The organism is Saccharopolyspora sp. NPDC000359 (assembly GCF_040300525.1).
Classification (GTDB): domain Bacteria; phylum Actinomycetota; class Actinomycetes; order Mycobacteriales; family Pseudonocardiaceae; genus Saccharopolyspora.
Genome location: NZ_JBEPDU010000001.1, coordinates 178,570 through 200,184, shown reverse-complemented (window position 1 = coordinate 200,184; position 21,615 = coordinate 178,570). Strand labels below are relative to the sequence as shown.

Here is a 21,615-nt window from a genome sequence, read left to right as displayed (position 1 = left end):
CCTCAGCTCCCGACACGGCGTTCCAACCTCCGCACCAGCAACGACGCCGGATAGCTCACCAGCAGGAAGCAGATGCCGGCCAGCGTCAGCGGCTCGACGTAGCGGTAGGCGTCGGACCCGGCTTCCTGCGCCGCACCCACCAGGTCGAGCACGCCGATCGCCAGCAGCAGCGGTGTTTCCTTGAACATCGAGATCGTGTAGTTGCCCAGCGCGGGCAGCACACGCGGAATCGCTTGCGGGAGCACCACGCTCATCCACACCCGGTGGGTCGGCAGGCTCAGCGCCGTCGCCGCCTCCCACTGCCCGCGCGGCACCCCGTCGATGCCCGCTCGGTAGACCTCGGCCGTGTAGCAGGCGTAGTGCACGCCCAGACCGATCACCCCGGTGACCAGCGACGAGAACCGCAGACCGATGCCCGGCAGCACGTTGAACAGGAAGTACAGCTGGACCAGCAGTGGGGTGCTGCGCACGAACTCGATGAACAGCCAGGTCGCGCCGCGCACCGCCCGGATCCGCGAGCGCCGCAGCAGGGCCAGCAGCAGGCCCAGCGCGAACGCCACGACCGAACCGAGCACGGTGGCCTCGAAGGTCACCAGCAGACCGCGCAGAACGTCCGGGACCACCCGGCCGGTGAACTCCCAGTCCCAGATCATCTACGCCGCCCCACCCGTGCCCCGGCCGAGCGCTTGCCCCGGTTCGACGGGCTGACGCCCGACACCGGCCGCCGCCCACCGCTCCAGCACCCGCATCACCGCAGTGATCAGCACTGAAAGCACCAGGTACAGCGCCAGCATCATCGAGTAGATCAGCGCGGTCTGGCCGGTGAAGTTGGGTTCCAGGACATCGCGGCCCTGGTAGGTGATGTCGTGCACGAAGATCAGCGACAGCAGGGCGCTGCTCTTCAGCAGCTGGATGAACAGGTTGTTGAACGGCGGGATCATTTCCACCACCGCCTGCGGCAGGACCACCCGCCACATCCGCTGGGCCGGGGTGAAGCTCAACGCGACCGCGCACTCGTGCTGCTCCCGCGGCACCGCCTGCACCGCACCCCGCACGATCTCGCCGCCGTACGCGCCGTGGTTGAGGCCGAGCACCAAGATCCCCGCCCACAACGGCAGCAGCTCGAACCCGACCAGCAGCGGCAGCGCGAAGAAGATCCAGAAAAGCTGCACCACTTCCGAGGTGCCACGCCAGACCTCGACGTAGCAGCGCGCGACCGCCCGCACCCACCGCCGCCGCGAGAGCATCCCGAGCCCCGCTACCACCGACAGCACGATGCACAGGGCGACGCCACCCAACGTCGCGATCACCGTCGCCGGGACGCCCTGCACCAGCACCCGCAGGAAGTGCGAGGAGTTCTCGAACATGGCGCCTCCCGGTCAGCTACCGGCGCACAACGCCTCCGTGGTGACCCCGGGCGGCGGCACGTTCTCCTGGGTGAACCCGAACGGGCTCGCGATGCGCACCCATTCGCCGCTGTCGTGCAGCTTCTTGAGCTCGACGTTGAACGCGTCGCGCAACCCGGTGTCGGCCGAACGGAACACGAACGCCCCGGCCTGCACCTCCGGCTTCCCGTCGACCACCGGCGTGAAGCCCTTGGTGACCTCGACCGGGGCCTCGGGGTTCTTCCGCACCAGGTCGTTGAGCGAGATGTTGGTCAGCGCGGCGCAGTAGGCGCGCTGGTTGACCACGGCCTGCAACAGCGAGTTCTGCGAGTCGAAGGACTGCACCTGCGAGTCGGGCACGCCCAAGCGCTGGGCGTAGTCCTTCTCCACGGCACCGCTGAGGACCGCGACGTTGAGCTTCTCGCGCACGACGTCCTCGAAGGTGGCGACACCTTCCGGGTTCCCGCGCGGCACCAGAAACGCCGTGGGCGCGATGTAGTCGGGGATGGAGAACGCCGCGTTCTTGCAGCGCTCCGGGGTGATGAACATGCCAGCGGCGACCACGCTGAACTTGTTCGCGTTCAGCGCCGGGATCAGCTGGTTGAAGTCGACCTGCGTGGCCTGCACGTCACCGACGCCGAGGTTGCCGAACACGGCGCGGGCGACCTCGGGAGCCTCCCCGGTGACCCGGCCGGTGGCGTCGGTGAAACCGTACGGCGCTTCCCCCGCGATGCCGACCTGGACGGTGCCCGAGCGGCGAGCCTCCTCGAGCGGATCACCTCCCCCGCCCCCGCCGGTCCGGGTGCAGCCGCCCAGCACCAGCGCACCGGCGGCCAGGCCGGCCCCCTTCAGAAACTCGCGACGCGTCCACCCGCTGCTCGCCATGACCATCGCCCCTTCAAGCCGGGAGCAGGGCTACTGCGACCCATGGTCAGGCCAACACCTGTGGTTTGCATCACATGACGGGCCGTGAGGGGCAGCTCAGTCGGTCACGCGTTCGATTTCCGCGCCCAAGCCGCGCAGGTTCTCCACGAAGTTCGGGTAGCCGCGGTCGATGTGGAAGACGTCCCACACCTCGGTCACCCCGTCCGCGCACAACCCCGCCAGCACCAGGCCCACGCCAGCGCGGATGTCCGTCGCCCACACCGGGGCGCTGGACAGCCGGTCCAGGCCGCGCACGACCGCGTGGTGGCCGTCGGTGCGCCCATCGGCGCCCATCCGCACCAGCTCCTCGATGAACCGGAACCGGGACTCGAACAGGTTCTCGGTGATCATCGACGTGCCGTCGGCCACTGCGGACAGCGCCAACGCCATCGGCTGCAGGTCCGTCGGGAAACCCGGGTAGGGCAGCGTCACGAAGTCCACCGCCTGCGGGCGCCCCCGCATCACCACCCGGAAGCTCTCCTCCTCGGTGGTCACCTCGGCACCAGCGCTGCGCAACTTCTCCAGCACCAGGTTGACGTGCCGCGGGTCGACCCCGCGCACCGTGATGTCACCACGGGTGGCCGCAGCGGCGAATGCCCAGGTCGCGCCCACGATCCGGTCGCCGATCACGCGGTGCTCGACCGCCTTGAGCGAGGACACCCCGTGCACGGTCAGCGTGGAGGTGCCCGCGCCCTCGATCTTGGCGCCCATCTGCTGCAGCATCACGCACAGGTCGACGATCTCGGGCTCGCGCGCCGCGTTGTCGATCACCGTGGTGCCCTCCGCCAGCACCGCGGCCATCAGGATGTTCTCCGTCGCCCCCACGCTCGGGAAGTCCAACCAGATCTGCGCCCCGCGCAGGTTCTCCGCCTCCGCCACCACCGCGCCGTGCTCGATGTGGCTGGTCGCGCCGAGCTGCCGCAGCCCGTTCTGATGCATGTCCAGCGGCCGCGAACCGATCGCGTCCCCACCGGGCAGCGTCACGACCGCGCGGCGGCAACGCGCCACCAGCGGCCCCAGCACGCACACCGAAGCGCGCAGCTTGCCCATCGACGGCGACACCGCCTCGTGGCTGATCTCCGCCGGAGTCGTGATGCGCACCGTGCCGCCGTTGATCGACACCTCGCACCCGAGGCTGCGCAGCACATCGGCCATCAGCGGAACGTCGAGGATCTCCGGGCAGTTGACGATCGTCGTCGTGCCCTCCGCCAGCAGCGCGGCCGCCATCAGCTTCAGCACGCTGTTCTTCGCCCCGACCACGTCGACCTCGCCGACGAGACGCGCTCCGCCGTGTACCCGGAAGTGCTCACTCACGAGCATCGAGGTTACGGCCCGGCCACCACCGCCATCGGAGCGGGTACGGCACCGATCCAGTCGAGCATGGGAACCTTCCTGTCACCGGACGCGAGCATGGGAACCTTCCTGTCACCTCCGCCTAGGCTGTCGGGCATGGCAGTCCACCTCACGAAGATCTACACGCGGGCCGGTGACGCGGGCACGACCCGGCTGTCCGACAACTCCAAGGTGCACAAGACCGACCCGCGCCTGGTCGCCTACGCCGACGTGGACGAGACCAACTCGGTGCTCGGCGTGGCGCTGGCCACCGCGCAGCTCGACGAGGACGTCGTCGCGGTGCTGCGAGCGGTGCAGAACGACCTGTTCGACGTGGGCGCCGACCTGTCCACGCCGATCGCGGAAGCCCCGAAGTACCCGCCGCTGCGGATCACCCAGGACTACGTCGACCGGCTCGAGGGCTGGTGCGACGAGTACAACGCGCGGCTGGGCAAGCTGGACTCGTTCATCCTGCCCGGCGGCACCCCTGGTGGCGCCCTGCTGCACCAGGCGCGGTGCGTGGCCCGCCGGGCGGAGCGGTCGGCCTGGGCGCTCCAGGAGGCCGACGGGGAGCGCACCTCGCCGCTGCCCGCGAAGTACCTGAACCGGCTGTCCGACCTACTGTTCATCCTGGCGCGGGTGGCCAACCCGGACGGCGACGTGCTCTGGAAGCCCGGCGGCAACGCCTAGCCGGTCAGACCAGGGCCTTCTCGTACCAGTGCCGCGCGTACTCGTTGTCGTTGTAGGCCGGGATCTCCCGGTAGCCGGCCGAGTCGTACAGGCCACGCGCCTCCCGGAGCTCGGCAGCGGTGTCCAACCGGACCCGCTCGCAGCCGAGCTGCCGGGCCTGCGCCTCCAGCTCGGCGAGCAGCGCGCGCCCAGCACCCCGCCCCCGCAGCTCCGGGGAGATCCACATGCGCCGGATCTCCCCGGTGGCCCCCGGCCCGGTGCGCAGCGCGCCGCAGCCGAGGACGCGGTCGTCGACCCGCACCACCAGGAACACCCCGGCGGGCGGGACGAAGTCGGCCTTGGCCGGGGGCGCGGCGCGGGAGGTGTCGAACCCGTCCGGGAAGCGCCGGTCCAGCTCGGCGACGTACTGGCGGAGCGCCTCCTGCGCGTCCGGGCTGTCGATGGGTTCTGGGTCGATCGTGAAAATGGCCTGCTCGGTCACGCCCCCAGTCTTCCCCCACCCACCCGTTCGAATCCAGTCACGGCTTCGTCAGGCGACCTGGGCCGCTGCCGTGAGCATGGGAACCTTCCTGTCACCCCAGGCACGAAGAAGCGGGGCCCGGAAACCCGAACCCCGCTGCGAACGCTCGTCAGCCCACCCTCAGGACGCCCACGGCACCGACCGCCCCGGCGGGGCCGACTCCAGCCAGGACAGGAACCCGGTCAGCGCATCGCGGCCCATCGCCAGCTCCAGGTCCGGACCGGTCAGGTCCAGCACCGTCGAACCGGCGGGCATCGCGTACGCCTCGGCCGTCGTCGGCTCGCGGCGCCGGGCGATCTCCACCTCCCGGCGGTTGATCACCCAGTTCGGCCCCGACCGCAGGCTCAGCACGCGGTACCAGGCGAACTCCTCGCCCCGGTAGTGGGCCACCCCCAGGTGCCAGCCCCGACCGCCGTCCTTGCTGGCGCGCAACGCGACGTCGATGCCCCCGACGCGCAGTTCCCGCAGCCGCCGCCAGGCCAGCGCCGCAACGAGCAGGGCTGCCACCAGCAGCAGCCCCAACGCCACCACGAACCACACGACCGGGGAACCCATCCGAGGCCCGGATCAGGCCGAGTGGCCGGCTGCTCGCAATCGGCTCATCGCCCGTGCTCGGGCCTGTTCATCGTCACTCTTGGCCTCCGCCTTGGCCTGCTCCACGTTGATCTCGTGGGCCAGCTCCGCGGACTCGGCCAGCACGCTCACGCCGTCCGCGGTGACCGACAGGAACCCGCCGTGGACCGCAGCGGTCACGGTCTCCTTCTCGGTGGTGGTGATGCGCACCACGCCACCCTCGATCAGCTCGCCGAGCAGCGGCTCGTGCCCCGGCAGGACACCGATTTCCCCCTCGGTGGTCTGCGCGACAACGGTGGTCGCTTCCCCGGACCACAGGCGGCGCTCGACGGCGACCAGTTGGACGGACATGTTGGCCACGCGCGTCTCCTTTGTCGGGTGTGTGCCCGCAGTCTATCCGGTGCCACCAGGGCGATCGCGACTGGCCGGGCGGGAGTGCCTTGCTGGCAAACGGGGCCGAGGCCTCGCGGACCTCGACCCCGTCGCCGGTTGTTCGTGCCGACCCCCAGGCGGGGGTCGCCGCTCACTTCTCGGTGAGCTTCTTGTAAGCCGCCTCGAGGTCGTCCAGACCACCGATGGACAGGAACGCCTGCTCCGGGTAGTGGTCGAAGTCGCCCTTGCACAGCTTGTCGAACGCCTCGATGGTCTCCTTCAGCGGCACGAAGGAGCCCTCCTGGCCGGTGAACTGCTTGGCCACGAAGAAGTTCTGCGACAGGTAGCGCTCGATGCGACGCGCCCGCTGCACCGTCACCTTGTCCTCTTCGGACAGCTCGTCCATACCGAGGATGGCGATGATGTCCTGCAGCTCCTTGTACTTCTGCAGGATCCGCTTGACCTCCTGCGCCACCCGGTAGTGCTCGTCGCCGACGATCGCCGGGTCGAGGATGGTGGAGGTGGAGGCCAGCGGGTCCACCGCCGGGTAGATGCCCTTCTGCGAGATCGCACGGGAGAGCTCCGTGGTCGCGTCCAGGTGGGCGAAGGTGGTCGCCGGGGCCGGGTCGGTGTAGTCGTCCGCCGGCACGTAGATCGCCTGCATCGAGGTGATCGAACGGCCCCGGGTGGAGGTGATGCGCTCCTGCAGCTCACCCATCTCGTCGGCCAGCGTCGGCTGGTAACCCACCGCGGACGGCATGCGGCCCAGCAGGGTCGACACCTCCTGACCCGCCTGGGTGAACCGGAAGATGTTGTCGATGAACAGCAGCACGTCCTGGTTCTGCACGTCGCGGAAGTACTCCGCCATCGTCAGCGCGGACAGCGCCACCCGCATGCGGGTGCCCGGCGGCTCGTCCATCTGGCCGAACACCAGCGCGGTGTCCGCCAGCACGCCGGACTCGTCCATCTCGACCCAGAGGTCGTTGCCCTCACGGGTGCGCTCACCGACACCGGCGAACACCGAGGTACCACCGAAGTTCTTCGCGACTCGGCGGATCATCTCCTGGATGAGCACCGTCTTGCCCACACCGGCGCCACCGAACAGGCCGATCTTGCCACCCTGCACGTACGGGGTGAGCAGGTCGATCACCTTGATGCCGGTCTCCAGCATCTCGGTCTTGCCCTCGAGCTGGTCGAAGCTCGGCGCCTTGCGGTGGATGGTCCACTTCTCGGCGTCGGAGGCGTAGCCCGGCTCGTCCAGGCAGTGGCCGAGCGCGTTGAACACGTGGCCCTTGACCACGTCACCGACCGGCACCGAGATGCCCGCGCCGGTGTCGGTCACGGTCACGCCGCGCACCAGGCCCTGGGTGGGCTGCATCGAGATCGTCCGCACGACGCTGTCACCCAGGTGCTGGGCGACCTCCAGCGTCAGGGTCTTGGCCATGCCCTCGGCGGTGATGTCCACCGTGAGGGCGTTGAGCAGGTCCGGCACCTGGTCGCGCGGGAACTCGACGTCCACGACCGGGCCGAGCACCCGGACGACGCGGCCGGTGCCAGTGCTGGTGGCAGTAGCAGCAGTCATGTCACTCACTTCCTGCGGACGAGAGCGCCTCGACACCGCCGACGATCTCGCTGATTTCCTGGGTGATCTGGGCCTGGCGGGCCTGGTTGGCCTCGCGGCTGAGGTTGCGGATCAACTCGTCCGCGTTGTCCGTCGCCGACTTCATCGCCGTGCGCCGGGCCGCGTGCTCCGCCGCCGCCGAGTCCAGCAGACCCGCGTACAGCCGGGTCTTGATGTACTTCGGCAGGAGCGCGGCGAACAGCGTCTCGGCGTCCGGCTCGAACTCGTAGGCGGACTTGAGCGCCTTCTGCGCCGGTTCCTCGGAGTACTCCACCTCGAGCGGAGCGATCCGCCGAACCGCCGGTCGCTGGGTGAGCATCGAGACGAACTCGGTGTGCACCAGGTGCAGCTCATCCACGCCCAGCTTACCGTCCGCACCACCATCGTCGAGGTAGTCGTCAGCACCCGCCAGGAAGGCCTTGACCAGCGTCTCGCCGATCTCGGCCGCATCGGTGTACTCGGGGCGGTCGCTGAACCCGGTCCAGCTCGCCTCGATCTTGCGCTGCCGGAACCGGTAGTACGCCTCACCCTTGCGGCCGACGACGTACAGCACCGGGTCCTTGCCCTGCTCGCGCAGCAGCGACTGCAGCTCCTCGGCCGCCTTGATCACGTTGGCGTTGTAGCCACCGCAGAAACCCCGGTCGCTGGTCACGACCAGCACGCCGGCGCGCTTCGGGTTGGTGCGCTCGGTCAGCAGCGGGTGGTCCAACGTGCTCACGTCGGCCAGCGCGGTCAGGACGTTGGTGATCTCCGTGGCGTAGGGCCGCGAAGCCTCCACCCTGGCCTGCGCCTTCATGATGCGCGAGGTAGCGATCAGCTCCTGCGCCTTGGTGATCTTCCGGGTCGACTTGATCGACCGGATCCGGTTCCGGAGTTCCCGAAGTTGAGCCATAACGTCACTTCTTCGGCGCGGGGCGGTTGACCTTCACGGTCTCCTGCCCCACCTCGTCGGCGGCCAGCGCCTCGGCGTCCGGCTCGCTCGGCACCACCGAGCCGCCGTCGGAGGCGGTGAACTGCTTCTTGAATTCCTCGACCGCGTCCACGATGACCTTCTCACCGTCGTCGGAGAGCTTGCCGCTCTCGACGATGTCCTTGAGGGTGGTCGCGTGGCTGCGGCGCATGTGCGCCAGGAACTCGGTCTCGAAGCGGCGCACGTCGGCGACCGGCACCGAGTCCAGGTGGCCCTTGGTGGAGATGAAGAGGGAGACGACCTCCTCCTCGACCGGCAGCGGCTCGCCCTGGCCCTGCTTGAGGATCTCCATCAGGCGGGCACCGCGGTCCAGCTGGGCCTTCGACGCGGCGTCCAGGTCGGAGGCGAAGGCCGAGAAGGCCTCCAGCTCGCGGTACTGGGCCAGGTCCAGACGCAGCGAACCGGTGACGCCCTTCATCGCCTTGATCTGCGCGGAACCACCGACTCGGGACACCGAGATGCCGACGTCGATGGCCGGGCGCTGACCGGCGTTGAACAGGTCGGACTGCAGGAAGCACTGGCCGTCGGTGATCGAGATGACGTTGGTCGGGATGTAGGCCGACACGTCGTTGGCCTTGGTCTCGATGATCGGCAGACCCGTCATCGAACCCTTGCCCATCTCGTCGGACAGCTTCGCGCAGCGCTCCAGCAGGCGGGAGTGCAGGTAGAAGACATCACCCGGGTAGGCCTCGCGGCCCGGCGGACGACGCAGCAGCAGCGAGATCGCGCGGTAGGCCTCGGCCTGCTTGGTCAGGTCGTCGAACACGATCAGGACGTGCTTGCCCTGGTACATCCAGTGCTGGCCGATGGCCGAGCCCGCGTAGGGGGCCAGCCACTTCAGACCCGGCGAGTCGGAGGCCGGCGCGGCGACGATGGTGGTGTACTCCATCGCCCCGGCGTCCTCCAGGGACCGCTTCACGCCGGCGATCGTGGAGCCCTTCTGGCCGATCGCGACGTAGATGCAGCGGACCTGCTTGTCCGGGTCGCCGCTGGCCCACGCCTGCTTCTGGTTGATGATCGTGTCGACCGCGACGGTGGTCTTGCCGGTCTTGCGGTCACCGATGATCAGCTGCCGCTGACCGCGGCCGATCGGGGTCATCGAGTCGATGGCCTTGATGCCGGTCTGCATCGGCTCGTGCACGCCCTTGCGCTGCACGACCGTGGCGGCCTGCAGCTCCAGCGGGCGGTGCTCCTCGGCCACGATGTCGCCGAGACCGTCGATCGGGTCGCCGAGCGGGTTGACGACGCGGCCCAGGAAGCCGTCGCCGACCGGGATCGAGAGGACCTTGCCGGTCCGCTTGACCTCCTGGCCCTCCTCGATCTTCTCGGACTCGCCCAGGATGACCGCACCGATCTCCTGAGCTTCCAGGTTCATCGCGACACCGTAGATGCCGCCGGGGAACTCCAGCAGTTCCTCGGTCATCACCGAAGGCAGACCCTCGACATGGGCGATGCCGTCACCGGTATCGGTGACGACCCCGACCTCCTCGCGGCTGACCTCCGGGGAGTAGCTGGAGACGTACTTCTCGATCGCACTGCGGATCTCGTCCGACGAGATCGTCAGCTCCGCCATGTCTCGTTCCTGCCCTCGGTTCGTTCTTGGAAGGGAGTGGGTGTACGACGCCTGGCCGCCACGTGCCCTCGGCTAGTTGGCCAGATCGCGTCGCAGGGACTGCAGGCGTCCCGTGATGCTGCCGTCGATGACCTCGTCGCCGACCTGGATCAGCAGCCCGCCCTCGACCCCGGGGTCGACCTCGAGGTGCAGGGCGATCGGGCGTGCGTAGATCCGCTGCAGGGTGCGCGCCAGCCGCTGCTGCTGCTCCTCGCTGAGCGGGATCGCGGAGCGGATGTGCGCGACCGAGCGTTCCCGGCGCTTGGCCGACAGCTCGGCGAGCTCTTCCAGCCCCTCGCTGACCCGCCGACCACGCGGCCGGGCGACCAGCTGCCGGACCAGGCTCAGGGTGACCGGCTCGACCTTGCCCGAGACGAGCTGGTCGACGACCGCGTCCTTGCCCGCCGGGTCCCCGGTCGGGTCCGACAGCAACCGCTCCAGGTCGACCTGGGAACCGACGATCCGCCCCAGGCGGAACAGCTCGTCCTCGACGGCATCGAGCCGCCCAGCCCGCTCGGCCTGCACCAGCAGCGCCGTGCGCGCCAACCGCTCCACGCCGTTGACCAGGTCGCTCGCCCCGGACCAGCGGGAGCGGACGGCCTCGACGACCACCGGCAGCGAGCGCGCACCGAGCTTGTCCGCCAGCAGCCCGCGGGCCAGGTCCTCCCTGGACCGCGGGTCGATGGAGGCGTCGGCGAGCGCCCGCCGCAGCGTCCTTTCCCGGCCCAGCAGCTCGGCCACCCCGAACAGCTCGTCGGCGAGCTCGGTGATCTCCGCGGCCGAGGCACCGTCGGTGGCCTGAAGCAGCTGCAGCTCGGTGGCTGCCAGCGCCTCACGGCTCGCGGCGTTCACGAGGGTGCTCAACTCTCAGCGCCTTTCACTCGGTTAGGCCTTGGAAGATTCAGCCGGGGCCGAGGTGGCCTCCAGCTCGTCCAGGAACCGGTCGACGGTCCCCCGGCGACGGGCCTCGTCCTCCAAGGACTCGCCGACGACCCGGCTGGCCAGCTCGACCGCCTGGCGGCCGAGGTCCGACCGCAGCTCGGCGACGATCTGCGCCCGCTGGTGCGCCAGCGCGGACTGGCCCTGGCTGACGATCCGCTCGGACTCGGCCTGCGCCTGGGCCCGCATCTCTTCCAGGATCTGCTGGCCTTCAGCGCGGGCGTCGTCGCGGATCCGGGCCGCTTCCGCACGGGCCTCGGCCAGCTGCGCCTTGTACTGCTCCAGCGTGCGCTGGGCCTCGGCCTGCGCGGCCTCGGCCTTGGCGATACCGCCCTCGATCCGCTCGCTGCGCTCCGCGTAGATCTTCTCGAAGCGCGGAACCGCGAACTTCCAGAGCGCGAACAGCAGCAGCCCGAACGCGATCAGACCGACCACGATCTCCGCCGGCTCGGGGATGATCGGGTTGTGCTCGCCTTCCGCGGCCAGCAGCATCTGCGTCTTCACCACAACGTCTCCCAACGCGTTGAGCCGTCAGATCAAGCGGCGGAGGCGATGAAGTAGACGACCAGACCGATCAGCGCCAGCACCTCGACCAGGACGAAGGAGATCCAGGCGATGCCCTGCAGCTGGCCCTGGGCCTCCGGCTGGCGGGCGGTGCCGTTGATGACCGCGGCCCAGATCAGGCCGACGCCGACGCCCGGGCCGATGGCGCCCAGGCCGTAGCCGATCGCGGCCAGACCCGGGTTGATGGAGCCCGCGGCCTCAGCTGCCTGCGCGAGAACGATGTTGCTCACTGTCACTACCTTTCACTCGGTCCGCTTCTCGGCGCGGATCGACAGGTCCTTTTTCGGGGAACGAAATCTTTTGTCAGTGGCCTTCGGACAGCGCCGCGCCGATGAAGCTCGCGGTCAGCAGCGCGAAGATGTACGCCTGCAGCACCTGGATCAGGGCTTCGACGAAGGTCAGCGCGATCGCGAAGGCGAAGCCGACGATGGAGACCGGCTTGAGCATCGCGCTGGCCTCCAGCAGCAGGAACTCACCGCCGAGGGTGAACACCAGCAGGATCAGGTGACCGGCGAACATCGCGGCGAACACTCGGATCGCCAGCGCGGCGGGCTGCGCGATGAACTTCTGGAAGAGTTCGATCGGCGACAGCAGCACGTAGATCGGTTTCGGCACGCCAGGCGGGAACATGATGTGCTTGAAGTAACCCAGGAAGCCGTGCCGGGCGAACCCGACCCCGTGCATCACCAGGTACACCATGAGGGCCAGCGCGATCGGGAAGCCGATTCGCGACATGGTCGGGAACTGGATGATCGGGATGATGCCGAAGATGTTGTTCACCAGGATGAAGGTGAACAGGGTGAAGATCAACGGCACGAACGGACGGAAGTCCTTGGCCCCGATGTGTTCCCGCGCGATCTTGTTGCGGCTGAACTCGTAGATGAACTCCGCGACGAACTGCCCCTTGCCCGGGACCAGCTTCATGTTCCGGGTGGCGATCACGAAGTAGGCGCCCACGATGATCGCCGAGAGCACGACGAGGAGCATCGGCTTGGTGACTCCGCCGAAGATCGGCGGAAGGACAAAGCTATCGGCACCCGGCGGCTGGAATGTTCCGCCCTCGGCCAGCATCAGCGCGCCCAACTGGGCTCCTTCCGGTTCTCCCGGTGAACTTCACTCTGCCGGGGGAATCGTCACGTTTTGCACTTAACGTACCTGATACGCGATCGGGCACGCGGAGGGGCCCTCCCCGCCGCGCCTCGACGGCTCCGACGAGCCCCGACGACGCTGCGCAGGGAAGGATTCTGCGCGGCAGACGATACCAGCGGGTAGGTAGGCACCCGACATGTGGTCCTGAATACGCCATACCCCCCACCGGCGGGGCACCGCAACCGGTCGAGAGCTCAGCTCCCCGGCACGATCGTGGGAATCTTGGTGCGCTTGAAGGCGACCACCTCAGCACCGGCCCACACCATCACCGTGGCCAGCATGGTGAACGCCAGCGACTCCCGGTGGATCGCTTCCACACCACCGAGCAACGTCATCACCACCAGCAGCACCAGCATCTTGCCGACGTAGCCGCCGAGCGCGGCGACCATGACGAAGTGCGGGCTCATCCCGCCGGTGAAGCGCATCAGCCAGATCGTCAGCAGCGACGAGGCGAACGCCACGGCACCGCCGACCACGGCGCCGACCAGGCCCGGCACACCGACCAGCGCGGTGGCCACGACAGCCCCGACCACCACCGTCGCGACGCCCGGCCAGATCGCGGTCCGCAGCATCGCCGAGGCGAGCCGCCGCACGGTCACGGCGTGCGGGTTCTCGCGCTGCGGATCAGTGGCTTCGCTCATCAGGACTCTCGTTCAGCTCGGGCTCTTATCCGGGGAATCACCGAAATGATAGCCGCCACCAGCACGACGAGGCCTACGACCCACGCCACGACCACGACGTTGAACAGCGTCAACGACACTGCGCCGAACGCGAGGACCGCCGCCCACAGGTAGATGAGCAGCACCGCGCGGCGCTGCGAGTGCCCGATCTCCAGCAGCCGGTGGTGCAGGTGCATCTTGTCGGCGTGGAACGGGCTCTTGCCCGCCTTGGTGCGCCGCACCACCGCCATGATCAGGTCCAGCATCGGCACGAACAGCACCGCCGCGACCACCAGCAGCGGCGACAGCAGCGCGATGGTGTCAGCCGAGTCCACATCGGGGTTGAACATCCGGCCCGAGGCGGAGGTGCTGGCGGTGGCCAGCATCAACCCGATCAGCATCGACCCGGAGTCGCCCATGAACAGCCGGGCGGGCTGGAAGTTGTGCGGCAGGAACCCCAGGCAGGCACCGGCGATCGCGGCGGCGATCAGCGCCGGCGGGTAGGCGTTGACGTCGCCGTTCTGCCGGTCCAGCACGCCCAGGCAGAACACGAACGTCGCGGCCGCCGAAATCAGCCCGATCCCGGAGGCCAGCCCGTCGAGCCCGTCGACGAAGTTCATCGCGTTGATCATCGCCACGGTGAGCAGCACGGTCAGCAGCTGGCCCTGGTTGCTGCTGAAGATCAGCACCTGGCCCACCGAGTCCTCGGTGCCGCCCCACGGCACCCACAGCACGAACCACTGCACCCCGGCGATCACCAGGATCCCGGCCGCGGTGACCTGCCCGGCCAGCTTGGTCAGCGAATCCAGCTCGAAACGGTCGTCCAGCGCGCCGACCAGCACGATCAGCCCGCCCGCGGCGACCGCCGCCCAGGCGTCGTTGGAGTAGGCGAAGCCGCGGGAGAGCACCGGCAGGTTCGCGGCGAGGAAGATCGCCGCCAGCACCCCGCCGTACATCGCCACGCCGCCCATCCGCGGCATCGGCTGGACGTGCACGTCGCGCTGCCGCGGGTAGGCCACCGCACCGACCCGGAACGCCAGCAGGCGCACCAGCCCGGTCAGCAGGAACGTGGTCGCCGCCGCGGTGAGCAGGACGAGCAGGTACTCACGGGCGGGCACCCCGGCTGGAGCCCAGTATTCACTGTCCATACCGGCGGCTCACGCACCCGATCGCGGGTCGTCGACGTCCAGCCCCCAGAACGGAGTTCTCAAGCCCAGCGCTCCTCATCGCTCTTCCACGTGGCGGATCGGGCTCCAACGCTATCGGCCACCGCCACGCCGCCGACCACCGGTCCGGGCGTCAGTCCCCCGCCGCCAAGTCCACCCCGAGCACCTCGGACAGCTCCGCCAGGGTCACCGCGCCCTCGCGCAGCACCCGGGGCGCGCCCTGGGTGAGGTCGACGATGGTGGAGGCCACCGGCTCCCCCGACGGCCCGCCGTCCAGGTACACCTGCACCGAGTCGCCGAGCTGGTCGCGCGCCTCGGTGGCGGTGGACGCCGGCGGCTGGCCGCTGCGGTTCGCGCTGGACACCGCCATCGGGCCGACCTCGCGCAGCAGGTCCAGGGCCACCGGGTGCAGCGGCATCCGCAGGTTCACCGTGCCCCGCGTCTCCCCCAGGTCCCAGTTCAGCGACGGCGCCTGCGGCAGCACCAGCGACAACCCGCCCGGCCAGAACGCCTCGATCAGCGCCCGCGCCTGCTGCGGAACCGACATCACCAGCCCATCCACAGTGGACCAGGACCCGACCAGCACCGGGACCGGCATGTCCGGGCCGCGGCCCTTCGCCGCCAGCAGCGCGCGGACCGCGTTGGCGTCGAACGCGTCCGCGCCGATGCCGTAGACGGTGTCGGTGGGCAGCACGCAGAGCCCACCGGCGCGAACGATGTTGGCCGCGGCGGCCAGGCCCTGCTCGCGGCTCTCCGGAGTCGTGCAGTCGTAGACGGTGCTCACACCACGATCCTGGCACGCCCCCATCCGGCCCCTGCACGCGCAGCCCGTTCGAGTGGTGCAGCAGATCACGGTCCGGGACGATGCGCAGCGAGTAACGCCGCGGTGCCGGAGCGAGATCCGTCCAGTGTGCTCGCGAACACGGCAACGTCGGACGGCGCCCGCACGTCTGCTGGAGCGGGCAGGACGCAGATCGAACACGAGGAGAGCAGAAGATGACCGCCCCACCCCAGGGTGTCGAGGTCGACCACATCGAGTTCCCGGCGGGCCGGATCCGGTTCTACCGGGCTGGCAGCAGCGGCCCGGCGATCATCCTGCTGCACGGCGGCGGGCCGGACAACGCGATGATCAGCTGGCGACACGCCATCGGGGTGCTGGCAGCCGACCACCGGGTCTTCGTGCCCGACCTGCCCGGCCAGGGCGGCAGCATGCCGTGGCGCGGCAGCGCCAACCAGCGCACCTTCGAAGAGGTCCTGCGCTGGTTGCTGGACGCCTGGCAGGTGCCGCAGGCGGTGCTGGTCGGCCTGTCGATGGGCGGCAGCGTCGCGGCCGGGTTCGCGCTGCGCAACCCGCAGCGAGTGCGCGGACTGGTGCTCGTGGACAGCACCGGGTTGCAGCACCGGATGCACCGGCACCTGCTCGCCCATTTGGCGCTGCGCTCCCGGTTCGCCGGTCCGCTGGCGGCGAAGCTGCTGCGGCTCAACCGCACCCTGGTGCGCCACGCGCTGACCAAGATCTTCTTCACCGGTGGGCAACCGGTCCCCGACCTGGAGTCCATCGTCGACGAGGTGGGCGCGGAGGCCGGTGCCCGCGGCTCCGTCTTCGCCGACTGGCACGCCGACGCGGTCGCCCGCAAGGCGATGCGCATCAACCACCTGCCCCACCTCGGCCAGCTGCGGTGCCCGGTGATGCTGATCCACGGCGAGCGCGACACCCTCGTGCCGGTCCAAGCCGCCCGCGACGCGGCGGGCGCCATCCCCGGCTCGATGCTGCGGGTGCTCCCCGACGCGGGCCACTGGCCCAACCGCGAGCGGCCGACGGAGTTCAACGCCCTGCTCCGCGAGTTCGTCAACACCCACCGCTGAGGTGAGCATGGGAACCTTCCTGTCACCCGGCGCCGCGTCGACCTGAGGAAGGGAACCTTCCTGTCACTCGGGGCGGGTGCGGCGCGCGGTGGCGAAGCGCGGGCGACCGGCCAGGTCGGTGTGGTCCTCGACGTCGGTGAGGACGCGGCGGGCGCGCAGCAGCGCGGGCACCGAGCCGCCGTGGGTGTCGTCGTGCTCGATCGCCACCCCACCGCCTGGCCGGAGCAGGCGGGCCGCGCAGCTGACCACGTGGCGCACCACGTCCAGCCCGTCGCGGCCGCCGAACACCGCCTCGTGCGGGTCGTGGTCGCGGACCTCCGGCGGCACCGGGGTGCCCTCCGGCACGTACGGCGGGTTGCACAGGACCAGGTCGACCAGGCCCTCCAGCTCCATGAAGAGCAACGGGTCGGTGACATCCCCCGCGTAGAGCCGGATCGGGGTGTCACCGGCCTGCGCCCGCTGGTCTGCGTTGCGGCGGGCCCAGGACAGCGCGGTCGGGTCCTTCTCCACCGCGTGCACCGCGGCGTCCGGGCGCAGGTGGGCCGCCGCCAGCGCCAGCGCCCCGGAGCCCGTGCACAGGTCCACCACGACCGGCTGGTCGACCCCGTCGAGGACGCTCTCGCCCCAGGCCAGCAGCAGCTCGGTCTCCGGGCGCGGCACGAACACGCCGGGCCCGACGGCCAGCGTCACTGCGCCGAGCGAAGCGTTGCCGGTGAGGTGCTGCAGCGGCACGCGCGCCGCCCGTTGGCGCACCAGGTCGTGCAGCGCCTGGACCACCGGCGGGTCCACCAGCGGCACCATCATCAGCTTGGTCCGCTCGACCCCCAGCAGGTGCGCGGCCAGCAGCTCGGCGTCGGTGCGCGGGCTCGCCACCCCCGCTGCGGCGAGCATGCGTTCCGCTTCGAGGATGGCCAGGCGCAGGGGCTGTCGGGTCACGTCGCCAGCTTAAAGGCTGCCTTCAGACCTGGTTCCCGGTCGTGAAGTCCGGTGAAGGGTCGTCAGGACGCCAGGCGTTCCTGCCGGTCCGCGGCGACCAGGGCGGCGATCACCGCGTCCAGGTCGCCGTCGAGGACCTGGTCGAGGTTGTAGGCCTTGTAGTTGACCCGGTGGTCGGAGATCCGGTTCTCCGGGAAGTTGTAGGTGCGGATCCGCTCCGAGCGGTCCACCGTGCGCACCTGGCTGCGCCGCGCCTCGGAGGCCTCCCGCTCGGCCTCCTCCTCCGCGAGGGCCTGCAGGCGGGCCTTGAGCACCAGGATGGCGCGCTGCTTGTTCTGCAGCTGCGACTTCTCGTTCTGGCAGGACACCACGATGCCCGTCGGCAGGTGCGTGACCCGCACCGCCGAGTCGGTGGTGTTCACGCTCTGCCCACCGGGCCCGGAGGACCGGTAGACGTCGATGCGCAGGTCCTTCTCGTCGACCTCGACCTCCACCTCCTCCGGCTCCGGGTACACCAGCACCCCGGCCGCGGAGGTGTGCACGCGGCCCTGCGACTCGGTCACCGGCACCCGCTGCACCCGGTGCACGCCGCCCTCGAACTTCAGCTGCGACCACACTCCGTCGGGGCTGGTGTCGCCCGCCTTGGCCTTGATGGCGACCGTGGCGTCCTTGTAGCCGCCCAGGTCGGACTCGGTGGCGTCGAGCACCTCGGCCCGCCAGCCCTGGCGCTCGGCGAACCGCAGGTACATGCGCAGCAGGTCACCGGCGAACAGCGCGGACTCCTCGCCGCCCTCCCCGGACTTGACCTCCAGCAGCACGTCGGAGCCGTCGTGCGGGTCGCGCGGCAGCAGCAGCTCGGTGAGCTTGGCCTCCAGCGCGGGCAGCTGCTCGGCCAGCCGCTCGGCCTCCTCGGCGAACGCGGCGTCCTCCGCGGCGAACTCCCGGGCGGCCTCCAGGTCGGAGCGCGCCTGGTCGAGCTCCCGCGCGGTGCGCACGACCGGGGTCAGCTCCGCGTAGCGGCGGCCGAGCTTGCGAGCCGTGGACTGGTCGGCGTGCACGCCGGGATCGGCCAGCCGCTGCTCCAGCTCCTGGTACTCGGCGAGCAGCGATTCGAGCTTGGACGTCTCCACTGGCGGACCCTCTTCACTGGCGGTGCGGACAACCGAACAAGAGACGGCGCCCGCCCCACGCGGTTCGCGGGGCGGGCGCCGTCGCAGCAGCTACTTCTTGCGCTTGCCGTAGCGGGCCTCGAAGCGGGCCACGCGACCGCCGGTGTCCAGGATCTTCTGCTTGCCCGTGTAGAACGGGTGGCAGTTGGAGCAGACCTCAACGGTGATCTGGCCACTGGTGCGGGTGCTGTGGGTGGTGAAGCTGTTGCCACAACCGCAGTTGACCTGCGTCACCACGTACTCGGGGTGAATGCCACTCTTCAACGGCTCGTCCTCTCTACTTGGCCGCCGGGTCCACGCGGCCGCTGCCACGCGGTGAACCGGAGCCGGAATCAGCCTTGCATTCTGCCAGACCGCAGCTCGTGACCTGCACCGCAGGGCGGTCCGGCTGCTGCAACGCGGTCGACCACCCGGGTATTCCAAGCACCGTTCGGCGCGTTCCGCAACCGCCCAACGCACGAAACGCGCCGCCCGGCGAGTGGACGCGGCGAGGGGGTGCCGGCGGTGGCGGGCGCCGTTCATCCTCTACGCGTGCTGCTGTGCTCGGTGTTGGGGAGGCTCGCGGTCCGGTCGTGGCTGCTGCTCCCGGTGCTGTTCCTCGGCAGCGCCAGCCTGGTGGCGGCGCTGCTGAGCCTGCTGCTCCAGCAGCACCCGGTGCTGGACCACCACCTGGACCTCTCCGCGCCGCTGCTGTTCGGCTTCGCCGCCGCGCGGGCCGCGGTCAGCGCGGGCCACGTCCGCTGGCGGGCCCGGTGGCAGCGCCGCGTCCTGCGGTTCGGCTACCCGCTGCTGATGGTGGGCTGCGCGCTGGCCGTCGACGGGCTGCGGGTGCCGCTGCTGGCCGCGCTGGTGGTGGGCCCGGTCTCCGTCGCGCTGCTGGCCACCATGCTGGTCCGCGCCTACCGCGAGCACGCGGAGTGCTCGCACCCCTGACCCCGGTTGCGAGCATGGGAACCTTCCTGTCATCCAGGTGGCAGGAAGGTTCCCATGCTCACGTCGGCGCCCACGCACGCGGAAGGGCCCGCACCCGGGTGTGGGTGCGGGCCCTTGCCTCGAACGGGGGCGGCGACCAGGTCAGTCGTCGTCCTTGCCCGGCGTGGTCTTGGCGACCTGCATCAAAAATTCGATGTTGGTGCGCGACTTGCGCAGCCGGTCCTGCAGGAGTTCCAGCGCCTGCTGCGAGTCGAGCGCGGCGAGCACTCGGCGCAGCTTGTGGGTGACCGCCAGCTCGTCGGGCGAGAGCAGAATCTCGTCCTTCCGGGTGCTGGAGGAGTCCACGTCGACCGCCGGGAACAGGCGCTTGTCGGCCAGCTTGCGGTCCAGCTTGAGCTCGGCGTTGCCGGTGCCCTTGAACTCCTCGAAGATCACCGTGTCCATGGTGGAACCGGTCTCCACCAGGGCGGTGGCGAAGATGGTCAGCGAGCCGCCGTTCTCGATGTTGCGGGCCGCGCCGAGGAACCGCTTCGGCGGGTACAGCGCGGTCGAGTCCACACCACCGGACAGGATGCGCCCGGACGCCGGGGCCGCCAGGTTGTAGGCGCGGCCCAGCCGGGTGATCGAGTCCAGCAGGACGACCACGTCGTGGCCCATCTCGACGAGCCGCTTGGCCCGCTCGATGGACAGCTCGGCGACCGTGGTGTGGTCCGACGGCGGCCGGTCGAAGGTCGAGGCGATGACCTCGCCCTTCACCGAGCGCTGCATGTCGGTGACCTCTTCCGGCCGCTCGTCGGCGAGGACGACCATCAGGTGGCACTCGGGGTTGTTGGTGGTGATCGCGTTGGCGATCGCCTGCAGCACCATCGTCTTGCCGGCCTTCGGCGGCGAGACGATGAGCGCGCGCTGCCCCTTGCCGACCGGCATCACCAGGTCGATGATGCGCCCGGTCAGGTTCTGCGGCTCGGTCTCGAGGCGCAGCCGCTCGTTCGGGTAGAGCGGGGTCAGCTTGTGGAACTCGGGGCGGTTCTTGGCCGCGTCCGGCTCCAGGCCGTTGATCGAGTCCACCCGCACCAGCGGGTTGAACTTCTGCCGCTGCTGCTCGCCCTCCCGCGGCTGCCGGATGACGCCCTTGATCGCGTCACCGCGCCGCAGGCCGTACTTGCGGACCAGCGACAGCGAGACGTAGACGTCGTTCGGTCCGGCGAGGTAGCCGGAGGTGCGCACGAACGCGTAGTTCTCCAGCACGTCCAGGATGCCCGCGACGGGCAGCAGCACGTCGTCCTCGCGGACCTCGGGCTCGCCGCCCTCACCGCGGCCGCGGTTGCGGCGGCGGTCCCGGAACCGGCGGCCACGACCCCGACGACCACCCTCGTCGTCGTCGTCCTGGCGGTTGTCCCGGTCCTGGCGGTTGTCCTGGCGCTGGTCCTGCCGGTTGCCGTCGCGGTCCTGGCGGTTGTCCTGCTTGCGCTCGCCGCGCTGTTCCTCGCCACCACCCGACTCGGCGCCGGAGCGGCTGGACGAGCGGCGGCGGCGGTTGCCGCCGCGCCGGTTGTCGTCGCCCTCGCCGCTGGTCTCGGCGGCCTGCTGCCGCCGGGAGCGGGTGCGGGTCGGCGCGGCACCGTTGGTGCCCTGCTCAGCGCTGGCCTCGCGGGTCTCGCGCGCCGCTGGCGCGGAGTCGGCCTCATCGAGGGCAGGCTGGTGCGCCTTGGCCGCGGGGGCCTCCTCGGTGCTGCGGGTCGACGCCTTCTTGGTGGAGCGGCTGCGCGGCGCGGTGGTGCCGCCCTGCTTCTCCTTGATGGCGGCGATCAGGTCGCCCTTGCGCAGGCCGCCGGTCTCGATCCCCAGTTCCCCCGCGAGTTGGCGCAGTTCTGCGAGAACCATGCCGGAAAGCCCACCACGTCGACGCGGGGTGCCGTTGGCCTCGGAATCCTGCTGGCCAGCGGGAGAGGCGCCGTTGGCCGCCTCGCTGCTCAACAGTTCGGTGTTGCTCACGAATGTCCTTCCTGACCGGACCGCGCCTCCTACGCGACCCAGCGGATTGCCCGCCCGCTCTGGAGTGCGGGCGGCCGGTGTGTGCTACCAGCTCTCTCGCCGATCGGCAACCTTCCGCGCACGTGGCACGACCGAATTCGGCGTTGGCTCGGGAACCAGCAGCACCGGGCAGTGGGAGGCACCCGGCTCGCGTGGTCCATGTGCGACGCATCCACTCCGATCCACACGTGCCGATGCACG

General features: G+C 70.1%; 24 protein-coding genes. 3 read left to right on the top strand and 21 right to left on the bottom strand.

The features are described 5' to 3' along the window. Nucleotides 1-2 precede the first annotated feature (2 nt). The 4 genes from ehuD to murA form a co-directional block, all read right to left on the bottom strand. On the bottom strand, nucleotides 3-653 hold the full coding sequence (ehuD, locus tag ABT324_RS01065; protein WP_351169537.1) for an ectoine/hydroxyectoine ABC transporter permease subunit EhuD: 651 nt from the start codon (nucleotides 651-653) through the stop codon (nucleotides 3-5). Further along, nucleotides 654-1,367, bottom strand: coding sequence for an ectoine/hydroxyectoine ABC transporter permease subunit EhuC (ehuC, locus tag ABT324_RS01060; RefSeq protein WP_351169534.1), 714 nt, complete (start codon nucleotides 1,365-1,367; stop codon nucleotides 654-656). A gap of 12 nt (nucleotides 1,368-1,379) precedes the next feature. Then, complete coding sequence (gene ehuB / locus ABT324_RS01055) at nucleotides 1,380-2,270, bottom strand: ectoine/hydroxyectoine ABC transporter substrate-binding protein EhuB (RefSeq protein WP_351169531.1); 891 nt, start codon at nucleotides 2,268-2,270, stop codon at nucleotides 1,380-1,382. Nucleotides 2,271-2,366: 96 nt separating this feature from the next. Further along, the gene (gene murA, locus ABT324_RS01050; protein WP_351169528.1) at nucleotides 2,367-3,623 is read right to left on the bottom strand and encodes a UDP-N-acetylglucosamine 1-carboxyvinyltransferase; all 1,257 of its coding nucleotides are present in this window, start codon (nucleotides 3,621-3,623) and stop codon (nucleotides 2,367-2,369) included. A gap of 135 nt (nucleotides 3,624-3,758) precedes the next feature. Between murA and ABT324_RS01045 the strand changes: the two genes are divergently transcribed. Next, a complete protein-coding gene (locus tag ABT324_RS01045; RefSeq protein ID WP_351169525.1) occupies nucleotides 3,759-4,331 on the top strand; it encodes a cob(I)yrinic acid a,c-diamide adenosyltransferase in 573 nt (190 codons plus the stop codon). 4 nt (nucleotides 4,332-4,335) lie between these two features. Here the strand turns inward: ABT324_RS01045 and ABT324_RS01040 are convergent, their stop codons facing one another. The 13 genes from ABT324_RS01040 to ABT324_RS00980 form a co-directional block, all read right to left on the bottom strand. Then, nucleotides 4,336-4,812, bottom strand: a complete 477-nt coding sequence (locus ABT324_RS01040; protein WP_351169522.1) for a GNAT family N-acetyltransferase — start codon at nucleotides 4,810-4,812, stop codon at nucleotides 4,336-4,338. Between the two features lie 159 nt (nucleotides 4,813-4,971). Next, entirely contained in the window at nucleotides 4,972-5,406 is a 435-nt protein-coding gene (locus tag ABT324_RS01035) for a DUF2550 domain-containing protein (protein ID WP_351169519.1), read from the bottom strand. Nucleotides 5,407-5,418: 12 nt separating this feature from the next. Beyond that, nucleotides 5,419-5,784 (bottom strand): F0F1 ATP synthase subunit epsilon, encoded by a 366-nt coding sequence (locus ABT324_RS01030; RefSeq protein ID WP_351169517.1) that lies wholly within the window; start codon nucleotides 5,782-5,784, stop codon nucleotides 5,419-5,421. A 163-nt stretch (nucleotides 5,785-5,947) separates the two neighbouring features. Continuing rightward, the gene (gene atpD, locus ABT324_RS01025) at nucleotides 5,948-7,378 is read right to left on the bottom strand and encodes a F0F1 ATP synthase subunit beta (protein ID WP_351169514.1); all 1,431 of its coding nucleotides are present in this window, start codon (nucleotides 7,376-7,378) and stop codon (nucleotides 5,948-5,950) included. A 1-nt stretch (nucleotide 7,379) separates the two neighbouring features. Continuing rightward, nucleotides 7,380-8,309 (bottom strand): F0F1 ATP synthase subunit gamma, encoded by a 930-nt coding sequence (locus ABT324_RS01020; protein WP_351169511.1) that lies wholly within the window; start codon nucleotides 8,307-8,309, stop codon nucleotides 7,380-7,382. Between the two features lie 4 nt (nucleotides 8,310-8,313). Continuing rightward, nucleotides 8,314-9,960, bottom strand: a complete 1,647-nt coding sequence (atpA, locus tag ABT324_RS01015; protein ID WP_351169508.1) for a F0F1 ATP synthase subunit alpha — start codon at nucleotides 9,958-9,960, stop codon at nucleotides 8,314-8,316. A gap of 72 nt (nucleotides 9,961-10,032) precedes the next feature. Then, on the bottom strand, nucleotides 10,033-10,863 hold the full coding sequence (locus ABT324_RS01010; protein ID WP_351169505.1) for a F0F1 ATP synthase subunit delta: 831 nt from the start codon (nucleotides 10,861-10,863) through the stop codon (nucleotides 10,033-10,035). Between the two features lie 21 nt (nucleotides 10,864-10,884). After that, the gene (locus ABT324_RS01005) at nucleotides 10,885-11,442 is read right to left on the bottom strand and encodes a F0F1 ATP synthase subunit B (RefSeq protein WP_351169502.1); all 558 of its coding nucleotides are present in this window, start codon (nucleotides 11,440-11,442) and stop codon (nucleotides 10,885-10,887) included. A gap of 32 nt (nucleotides 11,443-11,474) precedes the next feature. After that, nucleotides 11,475-11,732, bottom strand: a complete 258-nt coding sequence (locus tag ABT324_RS01000; protein ID WP_150067739.1) for an ATP synthase subunit C-like protein — start codon at nucleotides 11,730-11,732, stop codon at nucleotides 11,475-11,477. 73 nt (nucleotides 11,733-11,805) lie between these two features. Next, nucleotides 11,806-12,585, bottom strand: a complete 780-nt coding sequence (gene atpB, locus ABT324_RS00995; protein WP_351169499.1) for a F0F1 ATP synthase subunit A — start codon at nucleotides 12,583-12,585, stop codon at nucleotides 11,806-11,808. A gap of 260 nt (nucleotides 12,586-12,845) precedes the next feature. Next, complete coding sequence (locus ABT324_RS00990) at nucleotides 12,846-13,292, bottom strand: Cg1360 family ATP-synthase-associated protein (RefSeq protein ID WP_351169496.1); 447 nt, start codon at nucleotides 13,290-13,292, stop codon at nucleotides 12,846-12,848. Next, the gene (locus ABT324_RS00985; RefSeq protein ID WP_351169493.1) at nucleotides 13,292-14,458 is read right to left on the bottom strand and encodes a glycosyltransferase family 4 protein; all 1,167 of its coding nucleotides are present in this window, start codon (nucleotides 14,456-14,458) and stop codon (nucleotides 13,292-13,294) included. Before ABT324_RS00985 ends, ABT324_RS00990 begins: the two co-directional genes overlap by 1 nt. A gap of 151 nt (nucleotides 14,459-14,609) precedes the next feature. Beyond that, on the bottom strand, nucleotides 14,610-15,260 hold the full coding sequence (locus ABT324_RS00980) for an L-threonylcarbamoyladenylate synthase (protein WP_351169490.1): 651 nt from the start codon (nucleotides 15,258-15,260) through the stop codon (nucleotides 14,610-14,612). A gap of 212 nt (nucleotides 15,261-15,472) precedes the next feature. Between ABT324_RS00980 and ABT324_RS00975 the strand changes: the two genes are divergently transcribed. Further along, complete coding sequence (locus tag ABT324_RS00975; protein ID WP_351169487.1) at nucleotides 15,473-16,342, top strand: alpha/beta fold hydrolase; 870 nt, start codon at nucleotides 15,473-15,475, stop codon at nucleotides 16,340-16,342. Between the two features lie 63 nt (nucleotides 16,343-16,405). Here ABT324_RS00975 and prmC read toward each other — a convergent pair whose 3' ends face one another. From prmC to rpmE, 3 genes are all read right to left on the bottom strand, one after another. Next, nucleotides 16,406-17,278 carry a peptide chain release factor N(5)-glutamine methyltransferase gene (prmC, locus tag ABT324_RS00970; protein WP_351169484.1) on the bottom strand — a complete coding sequence of 291 codons (873 nt, stop codon included), beginning with the start codon at nucleotides 17,276-17,278 and terminating at the stop codon, nucleotides 16,406-16,408. Nucleotides 17,279-17,340: 62 nt separating this feature from the next. Continuing rightward, nucleotides 17,341-18,408 (bottom strand): peptide chain release factor 1, encoded by a 1,068-nt coding sequence (gene prfA, locus ABT324_RS00965; RefSeq protein WP_351169481.1) that lies wholly within the window; start codon nucleotides 18,406-18,408, stop codon nucleotides 17,341-17,343. Between the two features lie 90 nt (nucleotides 18,409-18,498). Beyond that, the gene (gene rpmE / locus ABT324_RS00960) at nucleotides 18,499-18,711 is read right to left on the bottom strand and encodes a 50S ribosomal protein L31 (RefSeq protein WP_150067747.1); all 213 of its coding nucleotides are present in this window, start codon (nucleotides 18,709-18,711) and stop codon (nucleotides 18,499-18,501) included. Between the two features lie 267 nt (nucleotides 18,712-18,978). On the opposite strand from rpmE, the gene ABT324_RS00955 reads away from it, so the two are divergent. After that, entirely contained in the window at nucleotides 18,979-19,380 is a 402-nt protein-coding gene (locus ABT324_RS00955; RefSeq protein ID WP_351169478.1) for a hypothetical protein, read from the top strand. 141 nt (nucleotides 19,381-19,521) lie between these two features. Here the strand turns inward: ABT324_RS00955 and rho are convergent, their stop codons facing one another. After that, nucleotides 19,522-21,375 carry a transcription termination factor Rho gene (gene rho, locus ABT324_RS00950; protein ID WP_351169475.1) on the bottom strand — a complete coding sequence of 618 codons (1,854 nt, stop codon included), beginning with the start codon at nucleotides 21,373-21,375 and terminating at the stop codon, nucleotides 19,522-19,524. Nucleotides 21,376-21,615 lie beyond the last annotated feature (240 nt).